Genomic DNA, 15472 nt, shown 5'->3' on the forward strand with positions numbered 1-15472 from the left:
ATAGCTATCGCGACTACCGACTTTCTGGCGACGCCATGAAGCGCTTCCGGCCGGGCCTCGTGCCGACCCTGGTGGTGGCGATGCTGCTGCCTTTGCTGGTGTCACTCGGGTTCTGGCAGTTGAGCCGGGGCGCGGAGAAAAGCGCGCTGCTGCAAAGCTACGCCGAGCGCCGGGCGGCCGAACCGATGGCCAGCACTGAACTGCAACACACCGAAGATCCGGCCTTCCGCCGGGTTAGCCTGCACGGCCAGTTCGATGCCGAACACAGCCTGTTGCTGGACAACCGTCAGCGCGACGGCAAGGTCGGGGTCGAGCTGCTGCAACCGTTTCAGGACCGGGCAACCGGGCTCTGGCTGCTGGTCAATCGCGGCTGGTTGCCGTGGCCGGATCGGCGCACACCGCCGTCATTCACCACACCGACTCAGGCATTGAGCCTCGACGCCTGGGTCTACGTCCCCCCCGGCGCAACGTTCCAGTTGCACGCCGACCCAGACGCCACGAACTGGCCACAACTGGTCACCGCCATTGAACCGGCCAGGCTCTGGGCGGCGCTTGACCGTGACGGTTTCGCCTACGAATTACGCGCGCAAAGCGGTCCCGCGACCTACCAGGCCGATTGGCCGGTGGTGGCCATGGGGCCGGAAAAACACTTGGCTTATGCCGTGCAGTGGTTCGCCCTGTCGATCGCCCTGCTCGGCCTTTACCTCTATCTCGGATGGCACAACGCAAAGGAGAACAATAATGGGAGCGGCCATGAATCCACTCGGCATGTCTGAGGCGAAAACGCCGGTAAATCGTCGGCGCGGGCGCTTGCAGTTGTTACTGATCCTGTTGGGAGTGGTGGGTCCGATGATCCTCGCCACCGGCATGTACAAATTGCAGTTCTGGGTGCCGGAGGGCCGCAGTTATCACGGTGAACTGATCGGAAACGGCCAGACCCGCGCCGACATCGGCGTACCGGCGCAAGAAGACCGCTGGCAGTTGCTGGTGACGGCGCCCAAGGACTGTTCGGTGGACTGCCAGCAACTGGTGTATCTGGCGCGACAGATCCAGATCGGCCTCGGCCGCGATGCTGCCCGCGCCAGCCATGCGCTGGCCATCGCGCAACCGCTGAACAGCGATTACGCGACTAAACTTCAACGAGAGTACCCGCAGCTGCAACGTTATTCACTGGACTCGCCGACCTACATCAAAGGCGCACAGGGCAATGACACGCCGCACCTGTGGATCATCGACCCTCACGGCAATCTGGTGCTGCGCTACGACCCGACGGTGAAGGGCAAGGACCTGCTCAACGACCTGCGCCATTTGCTGAAACTGTCGAACATCGGATAAGGGCATCGTCATGGCCAAACCTGGATTTCGCCTCGCGCTGTTTGCCACCTTGCTGGCACTGATTGTGGTGTTGCTCGGCGCCTACACACGCCTGACTCACGCTGGCCTTGGCTGTCCGGACTGGCCCGGCTGCTACGGCTTTATCAGCGTGCCGAACAGCGAAGCCCAACTGGCCCATGCCGAACTGCATTTTCCCGATACCCCGGTAGAAGCCCACAAAGGCTGGAACGAGATGCTTCACCGCTACTTTGCCGGCACATTGGGGCTGTTGATCACGGTACTGGCGGGCCGCGCCTGGACCCATCGTCATCACCCGGGGCAGCCGGTGAAATTACCGTTGTTCTTGCTGGCGGTGGTGTTCGCCCAAGCGGCGTTCGGCATGTGGACGGTGACACTCAAGCTATGGCCGCAAGTGGTCACCGGGCATTTGCTTGGCGGCTTTGCGACCTTGAGCCTGTTGTTTCTGCTGACCTTGCGCCTGTCCGGCGTGTTGCCGGCGCTGACCGTGCCACGGCGCTTGCAGCACTGGGCGACCGCCGGGTTGCTGCTGGTGATCCTGCAAATTGCCCTGGGTGGCTGGGTCAGCTCCAATTACGCGGCGGTGGCCTGCATCGACTTTCCAACCTGCCACGGACAATGGCTGCCACCCACTGATTTCGCCAACGGCTTTCACCTGACCCAACACATCGGCCCCAATTACCTGGGCGGGCAACTGGACAGCGATGCCCGCACTGCGATTCACCTGACTCACCGTATCGGCGCGCTACTGGTCACTCTCGTTCTGCTCGGTCTGGCCTGGCAACTGAAGGTCGTCGGCATGACGCGCCTGGCCGCCATGGTGCTGATCGCCCTGGCCGCACAAATCACCCTGGGCATCAGCAATGTGGTGTTCCACTTGCCGCTGCCGGTGGCCGTCGCCCACAACGCCGGCGGTGCAGCCCTGCTGCTGACGATGGTGCTGGTCAATTATCACGCGCGAACCAGTCTGGTTCGGGTCAAGCATCAGCCCCCAGTGCGCTGGCGTTTCAGCCTGCGTAAACACTCGGCCGGGCCCATAACAATAAAAGGAGAAATGCCATGGCGACCCTGATCGGCGAACGTCACAGTCAGGCAATCTGGCGCGATTACCTGGAGCTGACCAAGCCGAAAGTGGTGGTGCTGATGCTCATCACCTCGCTGGTCGGCATGTTCCTCGCGACGCGCGCCGGGGTGCCGTGGACGGTGCTGGTGTTCGGCAATCTGGGGATTGCCTTGTGTGCCGGCGGTGCCGCGGCGGTCAATCATGTGGTGGACCGGCGCATCGACGCGGTCATGGCCCGGACCCACAAGCGGCCCTTGGCCGAAGGGCGGGTAACTCCGAGTGCTGCGCTGACTTTCGCTCTGGTGCTGGCGCTGCTCGGCCAGGCTTTACTGCTGGCCTTCACCAACCCGTTGACGGCATGGCTGACCCTTGCATCCTTGCTCGGTTATGCCGTGGTTTACACCGGTTTCCTGAAACGTGCGACGCCGCAGAACATCGTCATCGGCGGCCTCGCTGGTGCGGCCCCGCCGCTGCTCGGCTGGACCGCCGCCACCGGTCATGTCAGTGCCGAACCGTTGCTGCTGGTGCTGATCATCTTCGCCTGGACCCCGCCGCACTTCTGGGCGCTGGCGATTCATCGCAAAGAGGAATACGCCAAGGCTGACATTCCGATGCTGCCGGTGACCCATGGCGAGCACTACACCAAAGTCCACATCTTGCTTTATACCTTTGCGCTGCTGGCCGTCAGCCTGATGCCCTACGTAATCCACATGAGCGGCGTGCTCTACCTGATGTGTGCCCTCGCACTGGGCGCGAGGTTTCTGCAATGGGCCGTGGTGCTGTACCGTGGCACTCGGCCGCACGCGGCGATCAACACGTTCAAATACTCTATTTACTACTTGTTCCTGCTGTTTATCGCGCTGCTCGTAGATCACTACTTACTGTTGAACCTATGACTCGAACCCAGAAAACCGTCTTCATTCTCGTCGCCCTGATCGCGCTGATCCTGGGCCTCACCATCAATAAAGTACTGAGCGGAAAAAACCAGGGCGACCCGACGGCACTGATTGATGCGGGGATCATCCTGTTGCCCCAAAGCCGTAACCTGCCGGACGTGAAGATGACCGATCAGGACGGTAAGCCGGTGGCGGTCAACGAGCTGAAAGGCAAATGGAGTGTGTTGTTCTTCGGCTACACCTTCTGCCCGGACATCTGCCCGACCACCCTCGCCCAGCTGCGGCAGATCAAGAGCGAACTGCCGGCGGATGCTGTGGACAAGTTGCAGGTCGTTTTGGTCAGCGTCGACCCGAACCGCGACACGCCCAAGCAACTCAAGCAATACTTGGGCTACTTCGATCCACAGTTCATCGGGCTGACGGCATCCTCGGTCGAAGACCTTCAGAAACTGGCCAATGCGGTGAGTATTCCGTTTATTCCGGCGGACACCAGCAAGCCTAATTACACCGTCGACCACAGCGGTAACCTCGCAGTGATCGGCCCGGACGGGACTCAACGCGGGTTCATTCGTGCACCGTTGAACAACCAGAAACTGGTGGCGCAGTTGCCGGTGATGCTCAAGCGCGAGTAACCGACACAATACCCTGTGGGAGCGGGCTTGCCCGCGATGACGGAGCGTCATTCAACATTGATGTCGACTGTTTCACCGCCATCGCGGGCAAGCCCGCTCCCACAGGTACGGTGTTTCATGTCTAGTCCTGAAACAGGTGTAAACCTTATTCAGGACGGAACAACAGGCACAAAAAAGGGGCGCAGTGATTGCGCCCCTTTTTTCGCTTACATCAGCTGATCAGAACGCCGGCAATACCGCGCCTTTGTACTTCTCGAGAATGAAGGCTTTCACTTCCGGGCTGTGCAGGGCAGCAACCAGTTTCTGCATCGCTGTGCTGTCCTTGTCGTCCGGACGGGCAACGAGGATGTTCACGTACGGCGAGTCGCTGCCTTCGATGACCAGCGCATCCTTGGACGGATCGAGCTTGGCTTCCAGCGCGTAGTTGGTGTTGATCAGCGCCAGGTCGACCTGAGTCAGCACGCGTGGGATGGTCGCGGCTTCCAGTTCGCGGAATTTCAGGTCCTTGGTGTTCTCGGTGATGTCCTTCACGGTCGACAGGATGTTGTTCGAATCCTTCAACTTGATCAGGCCAGCCTTCGCCAGCAGCAACAGCGCACGACCACCGTTGGTGGCGTCGTTCGGGATCACCACGTTGGCGCCGCCCGGCAGCTCGGTCAGCGTTTTGTACTTGCTGGAGTAAGCGCCCAGCGGCTCCAGGTGCACGCCTGCAACGCTGACAAGGTTGGTGCCCTTGGCCTTGTTGAACTCATCCAGGTACGGCTGGTGCTGGAAGAAGTTGGCGTCCAGACGCTTCTCGGCCACCTGCACGTTCGGCTGGATGTAGTCGGTGAAGACTTTGACCTTCAGGTCCACGCCTTCTTTGGCCAGGGCCGGTTTAACAAACTCGAGGATTTCCGCGTGAGGCACCGGGGAGGCCGCGACGGTCAGGGTGTCGGCAGCGTGTGCAGAAAAGGCTGCAACGGCAGCAAACGCGACGAGTAGTTTTTTCATTCAGCTAACTCCTTGTGAGGCGCCCGTTTGGCGCCTGCCAGCGAATGGCCGGCTCATGACTTATTTACGTGAGAAGTGGACAACCAATTTGTCGCCAACGGTTTGCAGCACTTGAACCAGCATCAGCAGCAACACCACCGTCACAACCATCACATCCGTCTGGAAACGCTGGTAACCGAAACGGATCGCCAGGTCGCCCAGGCCGCCAGCGCCGACCACACCGGCCATTGCCGTGTAGGACACCAGTGTAATCGCTGTCACCGTAATCGCCGCGAAGATGCCCGGGCGGGCTTCCGGCAGCAAGGCATTGATGATGATCTGACGTGTCGTCGCGCCCATGGCCTGGGTCGCCTCGATGATGCCGCGATCCACTTCACGCAAGGCGGTTTCCACCAGTCGCGCGAAGAACGGCGTGGCACCCACCACCAAGGGTGGAATCGCACCGGCGACACCCAGGGAGGTGCCCGTGATCAACACAGTGAACGGAATCATCACGATCAGCAAAATGATGAATGGCAGCGAACGCAGAATGTTCACCACCAGCGACAGCATCGCGTAGACACCTTTGGCTTCCAGCAACTGGCGCGGGCTGCACAGGAACAACAGCACGCCCAGCGGCAATCCCAAAAGCACGGTGAACAACAGCGAACCGCCGAGCATCAGCAGGGTGTCGCCGGTGGCCAGCCAGATTTCGTACCAGTCGATATTGGAAAAGAAACTCATCAGGACTTCCATCAGCGCAGCACCTCCATGTGGACGTCAGCTGCAGTGAAGTGAGCAAATGCCGCTTCCATATCGCCACCGGTGACGGCCAGGGTCAATTGCCCGTAAGGGACGTCTTTGATGCGGTCGATACGACCGGCCAGGATGCTGTAGTCCACACCCGTTTCCCGGGCAACGGTACCCAGCAACGGCGCGTAGGTCGCTTCGCCCTGGAAGGTCAGACGCACGATGCGCCCCGGAACGTGAGCGAAGTCATCGCGCTGTTCGCTTTCGTCGATTTGCTCGTCTTCCTGCACGAAGCGCTTAGTGGTCGGGTGCTTGGGGTGCAGGAACACCTCGGCCACCGAACCTTGCTCGACAATCTTGCCGGCATCCATCACCGCCACCTGATCGCAGACCCGACGGATCACATCCATTTCGTGGGTGATCAGGACGATGGTCAGTTTCAGTTCGCGGTTGATCTCGGCCAGCAGTTGCAGGACCGACGCCGTGGTTTGCGGGTCCAGGGCACTAGTGGCTTCATCGCACAGCAGGATTTTCGGTTTGGTTGCCAGGGCGCGGGCGATGCCGACACGCTGTTTCTGACCACCAGACAGTTGCGCCGGGTACTTTTTCGCATGGTCGGCCAGGCCGACCCGCGCCAGCAACTCCGCCACACGCCGGTCGATTTCGCTACGGGACAGTTCACCGGCGAGGGTCAGCGGCAGCGCGACATTATCGGCCACGGTTTTGGACGCCAGCAGGTTGAAGTGCTGGAAAATCATCCCGACCTGCTGACGGAAGCGCCGCAGGCTATTGGCGTCCAGCGCGGTGATTTCTTCGCCATCGACGATGATCTTGCCGCCACTGGAGTTTTCCAGGCGATTGATCAGACGCAGCAGGGTACTTTTTCCCGCGCCCGAATGGCCGATCAGACCAAAGACCTGACCATTCTCAATCGTCAGACTGGTCGGATGCAGGGCGGGAATATCCTTACCGGCGACGCGGTAAGTTTTGTGGACGTTTTGAAACTCGATCACGTAGCGAACCTTGTGGGCGCGTTAGAAAAGGATCAGCGGTTAGCCGGGCGCGCATTTTAGCCTGTCTGTATAGAGGTTCTTAGCATTTATTTCGCATTCAACCAGCGATTTGGCAATAACGCGATCAAAGGTCGAGGCAAAACCCGGCGCAAACCACCGTGAACGCCCGGATATTCGCAATCACCGGGTACATCCTTTTCTGCCAAGGAGGGGAACGACTGAGGTCTCCGCCAGACCGCCACAGTGATGAAAAACCATGTTTTAACATAACTTATAATTAGTTGTTTTATTACTTCAACCACATGCGCTGTTGCATTTCCGGCAGAACTTTTAGTTGTATAAGCCTTTCCGCCTGTTATTTTAAAATCTCTTCAAATCAACAACTGGACAGCGATCTAATTGATCAGCTTGCATTGGAAATAATAAAAGGAATTAAAACTTGAAGAAACATAAAGTACTTTTGGCTGGAGTGTTTGCACTGAATTTAATCGGGAGCGCAGTCGCCGCAACTTCAACACCTTCAGAAACACTGATGGTATTTGGGTCTCCGCCCCCCGGTACCGGCACTGAAAACGTGCAGCGCACTCAACGATTGGCCACAGCGCTGAGCCAGGCGGAGTTAAATAAATCAGCGGATAACAATAATTCTTCCACCATGGCTTTCCTGGATATTGGGTCAATAGCTGATGATGAAAAGGTCATCGGACAAGTGACGGATATCTTCCGCTCAGGCATTCCGGTACTGCTGAAAATGAATAGCCATTCTCCAGAACTTGCAAAGGAAGTGAGCACTGTTTTCGGGATTTCCGGATCCTTCGACTATGCACTGTTTCATCGCCAGAATAGTTCAAAAATCGAAGTTTACCGACTAGAAGGCTACGACGATAAGAATATTATGGAGGCCGCATGGTTGCTGGTGAAAGAATTGAACCTCAAGAGCGACCCACCGGAAGATGAATTTATTGGTCTGCCAAAGCTGACTTACAACATTAATGTCCAAAGCCCTACTCGCGAAATGACATCCGTGGTGAATATCGACATTATCAGGAGTGCTCAGCGAAGCCAGGATAAAAAGTTTGTTTCCATAACAACTGTCCCGACGACTGTGCGCTCTGCAAAAAACGGCATAACCATTGGTGGATTCGGGCCAGGTGGCAACGGGCTTAATCTGTGGGGTTCCTATTTGCCTCACGCCTATCGATTTACCCATCAACTGACTGCTCCGCAAATTGCTCCTGTACTGGTAAAGTCCGCCCCTTCCAGTGATTCAAGGACCGAATTCAGTTTCACCGAAACGAAAACCACAGGACTTTCTATTGGTGGGTCATTGGGTGGCGAGTTTGGTGGAACGAAAGCTGACAATATCGCGTATGCGGCAAAATCACCGTTCAACGTGAACTTCGGCTTAAGTTACGCACACACTAAAACGATGAGTTACAACTTCAAAGACTATTCATTGCTGGCGGCACAAAATGGTTCCAGAGTGACATGGAACGCTCCGATAGACACAAAGCTAAGGGGCGCATTGATCAAGCAGCTGACCAGCACGACGCCCATTTTATCCGAAGACAAAATGACGCCCATGATGCGTTCTGCTGCGCTTGAATCTTATTCATTATGGGAGTTACCGGGCACTTATACAGGCGTCGCTACCGTGAGTGTGGGGGGAGGTTACGATCTGGATCGAACTGAGTGGTGGTGGGATAGAACCCAGGTCAAGACACACCAAATTACCGACATCTATAACACCGAGGAAAAGTACACACTGGATATGAATAATCCATTCTTGACACGTGAGATGACCGTGCTGATTCGTTCGGCGGAGGGTACCGGCAAATGTATGTCTGGAAATGCCAACTCCAGTATTACCCTTGAGTCGTGTGCCGCCTCGGATGCGCAGCAATTATGGGGTCTGGATTCCGAAAGCCGCTATGTTAATAGAGCAACACAGCGATGCCTGAGTGTTCGCGAAACTGACGGAGCACTGATAACCAATAGTTGTGCGCTCGATAACAGACAGCAGTGGGAGTGGCAAGCGGATCGGCTTCATTCACTGTACAACCGTGAATGGCGTCTATATTCCGATAACAGTCGATTGAAAATTATTCCAGACGGCTCGATGCACTTTCAAAACACTCCGAAAAACGTGTTCAACCCACTGAACATCCCTTGGGCCAGCTACCCGTTGGCGCCTTCCATCCAAGACGTCATGCCCAACCATTTAGGACCTTCGCCTCAGATCAGTCCGGAGTGGGTGGACAGGTATCAAGGTGTTGATACTCGTCAAAGATGGCGAATTGAAATCCTGCGCGACGGCATCTAGATCCTGACCATTTGCCAATCGGCCACGCCAGAAATGTGCCTGGTCGTACGCCGGTTGGCATTCAGGGGGCAGAAAAAAGGAACGGCTAAAAACGTTATCAGTCACTAATCAGGCAACTCGAAAACGCCCCCGGTGCCGTGCCTGGGGAATTGCTCAAGAGTCCTGGCTACGGCAGGAGTCGCAACGAGGAGTTCAAAACTGATGAGTACCAAGAAGCCTGCCGCCCCCAAAAGCGCACTGGCCGGGACCGATACCCTGGACCGCGGCAACACCAACGCCAAGCTCGACAGCCTGGAAAAATTTCGCTCCGATGCCACCGAACAGGCCCTGCGTACCAACCAGGGCGTGAAGGTCGCGGACAATCAGAACACGTTGAAGGGCGGTGCCCGCGGGCCGTCGTTGCTGGAAGACTTCATCATGCGTGAAAAGATCACGCACTTTGACCATGAACGCATTCCCGAGCGCATCGTCCATGCCCGCGGTACCGGTGCCCATGGTTACTTCCAGGCGTATGAAACCCATTCCGTACTGACCAAGGCCGGGTTCCTACAAGACCCTAGCCAGAAAACGCCGGTTTTTGTGCGCTTTTCCACGGTGCAAGGCCCGCGCGGGTCCGGCGATACCGTGCGGGACGTACGAGGTTTCGCGGTGAAATTTTTTACCGACGAAGGCAACTTCGATCTGGTGGGCAACAACATGCCGGTGTTCTTCATTCAGGATGCGATCAAGTTTCCTGACTTCGTACATGCGGTAAAACCCGAACCCCACAATGAGATTCCTACCGGCGGTTCGGCCCACGATACTTTCTGGGACTTTGTTTCTCTGGTGCCGGAATCCGCGCACATGGTGATGTGGACCATGTCCGACCGAGCGATCCCCAAAAGCCTGCGCACCATGCAGGGTTTCGGCGTGCACACCTTTCGCATGATCAATGCCGAAGGCAAGGCGCGCTTCGTAAAATTCCACTGGCGCCCCGCCGCTGGCACCTGCTCGCTGGTGTGGGATGAAGCGCAGAAGCTTGCCGGTAAAGACACCGACTTCCACCGTCGTGATCTCTGGGAGTCCATCGAGATGGGGGACTACCCGGAATGGGAATTGGGCGTACAGGTTATCGAAGAGGAAAACGAACATGCCTTCGATTTCGACCTTCTCGATCCAACCAAAATCATTCCCGAGGAAGTCGTGCCGATCACTGCGCTGGGCAAGATGGTGCTCAACCGCAACCCGGACAATTTCTTCGCCGAGACCGAACAGGTTGCCTTTTGCCCCGGGCATATCGTGCCGGGAATCGACTTCTCCAATGATCCTTTGCTGCAAGGGCGGTTGTTTTCCTACACCGATACGCAGATCAGCCGACTGGGTGGGCCGAATTTTCATGAGATCCCGATCAACCGTCCGGTGTCACCATTTCACAACGGTCAACGAGATGCGCAGCACCGCACCACCATCGACAAGGGACGCGCCTCCTACGAGCCGAACTCTATCGACAGCGGCTGGCCGAAGGAAACCCCACCGGCCGCGCAGAACGGTGGCTTCGAGACTTATCCGGAGCGCATCGACGCTGCGAAAATCCGTCAGCGCAGCGAGTCTTTCGCCGACCACTTCTCTCAGGCCCGGCTGTTCTTTCACAGCATGAGCAAGCACGAACAGGAACACATCATCGCGGCCTACAGCTTCGAGCTGGGCAAGGTCGAACGCGAATTTATTCGTGCGCGGCAGGTGAATGAGATCCTGGCCAATATCGATCTGGAATTGGCCAAACGCGTGGCGCAGAACCTGGGCTTGCCGGTACCGAAGGCCGGAACGGTCGAGGTGCGTCAAACTTCACTCGACCACTCCCCCGCCCTGAGTCAGGCCAACCTGCTGTCGGGGGACATCAAAACCCGAAAAGTGGCCATTCTGGCGGCCAACGGGGTGGATGGCGCGGCGATTGATGCGATGAAGAAGGCTCTGATGGCCGAAGGCGCGCACGCCAAATTGCTCGGCCCGACCTCGGCCCCCGTGACAACCGCCGATGGCAAAGCGCTGCCGGTGGATGCGTCGATGGAAGGTTTGCCTTCTGTAGCGTTCGACGCCGTGTTCGTGCCGGGTGGCGCGACGTCGATCAAGGCGCTGAGTACCGATGGTGTAGCGCTGCATTATCTGCTGGAGGCGTACAAGCATTTGAAGGCAATCGCGTTGCATGGCGAAGCGAAGCAGTTGCTGGATGTATTGAAGCTGGAGGTTGATGCGGGGTTGATCGTGGGGACGGATGCCACGCTGTTCAAGGCGTTTTTTGCCGCGATCGGTCAGCATCGGATTTGGGAGAGGGAGCCTAAGGCGAAGGCGATTCCGGCTTAGGATTTTTTCGTTAGTAAGGACGCCTTCGCGGGCAAGCCTGATCTGGCCTAATAATTCCGGACACCTCTTAAGGGCGATATGATTTCGCCAATTTGGAGGTTCCATGAAAGAAAGAAGAGTCTTTTCCCGCGAGTTCAAACATCGTGCAGCCAGCATGGTGATTGATGACGGTTGTTCGGTACAGGAAGTCTGCGCGTCGCTGGACATTAGCGCCACCGCGTTGCGGCGCTGGGTGGATCAGGTTCGCAAGGAACACAAGGGGCAACCGGTTCAAGGCACCAAGGCCATTACTGAGGATCAGCGCCAGATTCAGGATTTGAAAGCCAAGATCAAACGCATGGAAATGGAAGCCGAAATCTTAAAAAAGGCTACCGCTCTCTTGATGTCGGATCCCGATCGTTTTCGATGATCGCGGAGCTAAGAGAGTCATTCCCGACCGCCATCCTGTGTCGCGTTTTCGATGTGAAGCGCAGCAGCTTTTACGAATGGCTACAGCGTCTCTCGCGGCCTAAGATCGAGCGCGAAGAGCTCAAGGGGAAGGTGGTCGAACTGCACAGCGAAAGCCGGGAAGCCATGGGGTCCAGAACGATCAGCAAGCATCTGCAGGCCCAAAACATAGCGGTCGGAAGAAGCCTTGTTAAAGCCCTGATGAGGGAAGCCAACATTGTCAGCAAACAACGCCAGCCTCATCCATTCAGATCCAAAGGAGTTGAAGCATTTGTCGCGCCCAACCTGCTCAAGCGCAATTTCAAGCCGACCGCGGTCAATCAAGTCTGGTGTGGCGACGTTACAAGCTTGATGGTAGGCAAGCGCTGGGTTCATCTGGCCATCGTGATCGATTTGTTTGCTCGTCGGGTCATTGGTTGGGCATTTTCGCTGGTCAATGACGCCAACTTGGTGAGTAAAGCGCTACGCATGGCGACAGAGCTTCGAACCTGCCCACCTGGGTTGATGTTCCATTCGGATCAGGGCTGTCAGTACACCAGTCGCAAGTTTCAAGAAGAGCTGATGCGCCATGGCATTTTGCAGAGCATGAGTCATCGCGGGCAGTGTTGGGACAATGCTCCAACGGAACGCTTTTTCGGCACCCTGAAGTCAGAATGGGTCCCTCGCAACGGCTACAGCACGAGCGAGGAAGCACAAACCGATATGGTGCGTTTCTTCATGTACTACAACCGCACCAGGCTCCACAGCTACAACAACTACCTGTCGCCAATAGCTATGGAGCTAAAAGCGGCATAAACACCGTAACTGGTGTCCGGGATTACTTGACCAGATCAGCCTCGCTCCTACAGAAGCGAGGCTTGCCCGCGAAGCTTTTAAGGCTTGCGCGGACTCAAAACCATCTGCGCCGCAATGTTGCGCAGAATCTGCTTCTCCAGCTTCAGATCAAACTCCGAATCCAGCTTCTTCACCCGCTTGGTCAGCAACGTGGCCAACCAAGGGTAATCCTGAGTGCGCGGAGCCTGAATACTCACATCGCACTGATAATTCACCACATCGGCGGCGATGGCATCCAGTTGGCGACGAAGCTTGCTCATATCGGTGAGGTTCAACGCCACCGTAGTGCTTTCAGCCGTCGGGTCGATGACTTTGGCCTGCGGTTTGGCTTCGGCAGCCTTGAGAGCCGCTTCGGCTTTATCCAGTTCAGCCTTGCGCGCATGGACAATGGCGCTGTTGACGCCACCCGTCAGCGCCGGGGCCTTGGGCATCAACACCCGGGCACGGCTGAGGGCAGTGGCTGCGGCATTCACATCGCCTTTTTGCAACACGATCTGGCTACGCAGCAAATAAGCTTCGGCCAATTGCCGCTGGTATTGCTCGAGGGATTGATCGTTGGGTGACTCTGCCTGCAAGGCGGCCAATTGGTCCTCGGCGGTGGCCAGTTCGCTGCTGGCCAGGCTTTGTTCCAGCTGTGCGATAGCCGTGGCCCGCGCATCGGGGGCCTCGGTGGCCGCCGGTGGTGTGCTTTGGCAAGCGCCCAGCAGCAGCGAAAATGCGACAAGGAGCAGATAACGGGAGGCGAACAGCTTCATTCCTGCGACTCTCTATTTGCGCAAAAAACGAGCAAGTCTACACCCCTCTACGGGGCAGGACAAAACTCAGCAGAAACAGCGCGGCGGCCGTCACCACAATCGACGGGCCGGCCGGGGTGTCCTTGAACCAGGACAACGCCAGCCCGCCACACACCGCGAGCATGCCCAGCAGGCTCGCGCCCAGTGCCATCTGCTCCGGCGAGCGGGCGTGACGCTGTGCCGCAGCCGCCGGAATAATCAGTAACGAAGTAATCAGCAACACGCCAACGATTTTCATCGCCACCGCGATCACCACAGCGATCAGCAACATCAGGACCAGACGCAAGGCTGCCACTGGTAAACCTTCCACTTTGGCCAGCTCTTCATGCACCGTGATTGCCAGCAAAGGTCGCCACAGGGTGACCAGCAAGGCCAGCACCGCCGCGCTACCGCCGAGGATCCAGACCAGATCAGTCGGGCTGATCGCCAGCAAGTCGCCGAACAGATAGGCCATCAGGTCGATCCGCACTTCATGCATGAAGCTTAGTACCACCAAGCCAAGCGAGAGCGTGCTCGGTGCGAGAATTCCCAAAAGCGTGTCGGACGCCAGTGGCTGCCGTTGTTGCAACGTCACCAGCAATACCGCTAGCAACAAGCAGCCTACAGTGACGGCAACCGTCGGGCTGACATCCAGCAGAAAACCCAGCGCCACACCGAGCAGTGCGGCGTGGGACAGGGTGTCGCCGAAATAGGCCATGCGCCGCCAGACCACGAACGACCCCAACGGGCCCGCGACCAGCGCCAGGGCCAGACCTGCAAGCAGGGCGAAGAGCAGAAAATCAGCCATGCTTGCAGCTATCTCCATGAACGTGGGTAGGGGTCGACGGGGCCGCGCTGACCACCGAGCCATGCAGATCGTGGGCGTGGTCGTGGTGGTGGTGATAAATCGCCAGGCTTTGTGCGTTTTTTCCGAATAACTCGACGAATGCCGGATCGCCGCTGACTTGCTCGGGATGTCCGGAGCAGCAGACGTGACGATTCAGGCACACCACCTGGTCGGTGGTGCTCATCACCAGATGCAGATCGTGAGAGACCATCAAAACGCCGCAACCATGCCGGTCGCGCAAGCGTGTAATCAGGCTGTAGAGCTCGGCTTGACCGGCCACATCGACGCCTTGCACCGGCTCATCAAGCACCAGCAATTCCGGCTCGCGCAACAATGCCCGCGCCAGCAGCACCCGCTGCATTTCGCCACCGGAAACACTTTGCACCGGGCTGTCGATGACCTGTTCGGCACCGACTTCCTTGAGAGCGGCCAAGGCGCGAGCGCGGTCCACGCCCGGCACCAGACGCAAGAAGCGCAGCACCGAAAGCGGCAGGGTTGGGTCGACATGGAGTTTTTGCGGCATGTAACCGACGCGTAACTTCGGCTTGCGCCAGACGCTGCCACTGTCTGGTTTCAACAGACCGAGTACGGCGCGCACCAGCGTGGTTTTGCCTGCACCATTGGGGCCGATCAAAGTGACGATCTGCCCCGGCTCGACGCTCAGCTCGATATTGTCCAGCACGTTTTGCCCGGCAAAGGTGACAGCCACCTGCTCAAGGCGAATCAGCGCGTTGCTCATCAAGCCCCCTGGCAACCCGAGCAGAGACCGATCACTTCAACGGTCTGGGCCTCGACGATAAATCCGACATCTTTGGCGCTATTGATGATCGCGTCGCTGATGGATTTCTGTTCGAGTTCGATGGCGGCGTGGCATTCGCGGCAGATCAGGAACTGGCCCTGGTGAGCGTGTTCCGGATGATTGCAGCCGACGAAGGCGTTCAGCGAGGAGATGCGGTGTACCAGTCCGTTTTCCAGCAGGAAATCCAGCGCGCGGTACACGGTCGGAGGCGCGGCGCGGCGGCCGTCCTGCTCGCTGAGCACCGCCAGAATGTCGTAGGCACCCAACGGTTTGTGGCTTTGCCATACCAGTTCCAGCACCCGCCGACGCAAAGCGGTCAGACGCAGCCCCTGACGTGCGCACAAGGCATCGGCCTCAGACAATGCGCTATGCACGCAATGAGAGTGGTCGTGGGGACGGCTGGCAATCGGTGTTTTAGGCATGAGCGGCG

Annotated in this window: 16 protein-coding genes; 9 read left to right on the forward strand and 7 right to left on the reverse strand. The window is 57.7% G+C overall.

All coding sequences use genetic code 11. The features are described from left to right. The first annotated feature begins 35 nt into the window (after positions 1-35). The 5 genes from AB3226_RS14295 to AB3226_RS14315 are packed head-to-tail and all read left to right on the forward strand — an operon-like array spanning position 36 to position 3944. Positions 36-776, forward strand: coding sequence for an SURF1 family protein (locus AB3226_RS14295; protein ID WP_367373495.1), 741 nt, complete (start codon positions 36-38; stop codon positions 774-776). Then, positions 742-1335: a hypothetical protein gene (locus tag AB3226_RS14300; RefSeq protein ID WP_367373496.1), complete on the forward strand. Its 594-nt coding sequence runs from the start codon at positions 742-744 to the stop codon at positions 1333-1335. The genes AB3226_RS14295 and AB3226_RS14300 overlap by 35 nt, the downstream gene beginning before the upstream one ends. Positions 1336-1345: 10 nt before the next feature. Beyond that, positions 1346-2425 carry a heme A synthase gene (locus AB3226_RS14305; protein WP_367373497.1) on the forward strand — a complete coding sequence of 360 codons (1080 nt, stop codon included), beginning with the start codon at positions 1346-1348 and terminating at the stop codon, positions 2423-2425. Continuing rightward, positions 2413-3312: a heme o synthase gene (gene cyoE / locus AB3226_RS14310; protein WP_367373498.1), complete on the forward strand. Its 900-nt coding sequence runs from the start codon at positions 2413-2415 to the stop codon at positions 3310-3312. The genes AB3226_RS14305 and cyoE overlap by 13 nt, the downstream gene beginning before the upstream one ends. Then, positions 3309-3944, forward strand: coding sequence for an SCO family protein (locus tag AB3226_RS14315; protein ID WP_367373499.1), 636 nt, complete (start codon positions 3309-3311; stop codon positions 3942-3944). Before cyoE ends, AB3226_RS14315 begins: the two co-directional genes overlap by 4 nt. Positions 3945-4163: 219 nt before the next feature. Here AB3226_RS14315 and AB3226_RS14320 read toward each other — a convergent pair whose 3' ends face one another. Genes AB3226_RS14320 through AB3226_RS14330 form a run of 3 tightly spaced genes read right to left on the reverse strand, consistent with a single transcriptional unit; the run spans position 4164 to position 6679 of the window. Continuing rightward, a complete protein-coding gene (locus tag AB3226_RS14320) occupies positions 4164-4937 on the reverse strand; it encodes a MetQ/NlpA family ABC transporter substrate-binding protein (protein ID WP_367373500.1) in 774 nt (257 codons plus the stop codon). 60 nt (positions 4938-4997) lie between these two features. After that, positions 4998-5672, reverse strand: coding sequence for a methionine ABC transporter permease (locus tag AB3226_RS14325; RefSeq protein WP_123500528.1), 675 nt, complete (start codon positions 5670-5672; stop codon positions 4998-5000). Beyond that, positions 5672-6679 (reverse strand): methionine ABC transporter ATP-binding protein, encoded by a 1008-nt coding sequence (locus AB3226_RS14330; protein ID WP_367373501.1) that lies wholly within the window; start codon positions 6677-6679, stop codon positions 5672-5674. The genes AB3226_RS14325 and AB3226_RS14330 overlap by 1 nt, the downstream gene beginning before the upstream one ends. Before the next feature lie 439 nt (positions 6680-7118). Here AB3226_RS14330 and AB3226_RS14335 point away from each other — a divergent pair, with 439 nt between their 5' ends. From AB3226_RS14335 to AB3226_RS14350, 4 genes are all read left to right on the forward strand, one after another. Further along, the gene (locus tag AB3226_RS14335; protein WP_367373502.1) at positions 7119-9002 is read left to right on the forward strand and encodes a ricin-type beta-trefoil lectin domain protein; all 1884 of its coding nucleotides are present in this window, start codon (positions 7119-7121) and stop codon (positions 9000-9002) included. Positions 9003-9164: 162 nt separating this feature from the next. Next, the gene (katE, locus tag AB3226_RS14340; RefSeq protein ID WP_367375797.1) at positions 9165-11342 is read left to right on the forward strand and encodes a catalase HPII; all 2178 of its coding nucleotides are present in this window, start codon (positions 9165-9167) and stop codon (positions 11340-11342) included. A 103-nt stretch (positions 11343-11445) separates the two neighbouring features. After that, positions 11446-11751, forward strand: coding sequence for a transposase (locus AB3226_RS14345; RefSeq protein ID WP_229801896.1), 306 nt, complete (start codon positions 11446-11448; stop codon positions 11749-11751). After that, on the forward strand, positions 11748-12584 hold the full coding sequence (locus AB3226_RS14350; protein WP_367372336.1) for an IS3 family transposase: 837 nt from the start codon (positions 11748-11750) through the stop codon (positions 12582-12584). The genes AB3226_RS14345 and AB3226_RS14350 overlap by 4 nt, the downstream gene beginning before the upstream one ends. A gap of 77 nt (positions 12585-12661) precedes the next feature. Here the strand turns inward: AB3226_RS14350 and AB3226_RS14355 are convergent, their stop codons facing one another. Genes AB3226_RS14355 through zur form a run of 4 tightly spaced genes read right to left on the reverse strand, consistent with a single transcriptional unit; the run spans position 12662 to position 15464 of the window. Beyond that, on the reverse strand, positions 12662-13378 hold the full coding sequence (locus tag AB3226_RS14355; RefSeq protein ID WP_367373503.1) for a PA5502 family lipoprotein: 717 nt from the start codon (positions 13376-13378) through the stop codon (positions 12662-12664). 37 nt (positions 13379-13415) lie between these two features. After that, on the reverse strand, positions 13416-14204 hold the full coding sequence (gene znuB / locus AB3226_RS14360; protein WP_367373504.1) for a zinc ABC transporter permease subunit ZnuB: 789 nt from the start codon (positions 14202-14204) through the stop codon (positions 13416-13418). Beyond that, positions 14197-14982, reverse strand: coding sequence for a zinc ABC transporter ATP-binding protein ZnuC (znuC, locus tag AB3226_RS14365; RefSeq protein ID WP_367373505.1), 786 nt, complete (start codon positions 14980-14982; stop codon positions 14197-14199). The genes znuB and znuC overlap by 8 nt, the downstream gene beginning before the upstream one ends. Continuing rightward, positions 14982-15464, reverse strand: a complete 483-nt coding sequence (zur, locus tag AB3226_RS14370) for a zinc uptake transcriptional repressor Zur (protein ID WP_007902861.1) — start codon at positions 15462-15464, stop codon at positions 14982-14984. Before zur ends, znuC begins: the two co-directional genes overlap by 1 nt. Between the last annotated feature and the right edge of the window lie 8 nt (positions 15465-15472).

It is taken from the genome of Pseudomonas lini (assembly GCF_964063345.1).
GTDB classification, from domain to species: Bacteria; Pseudomonadota; Gammaproteobacteria; order Pseudomonadales; family Pseudomonadaceae; genus Aquipseudomonas; species Aquipseudomonas lini_B.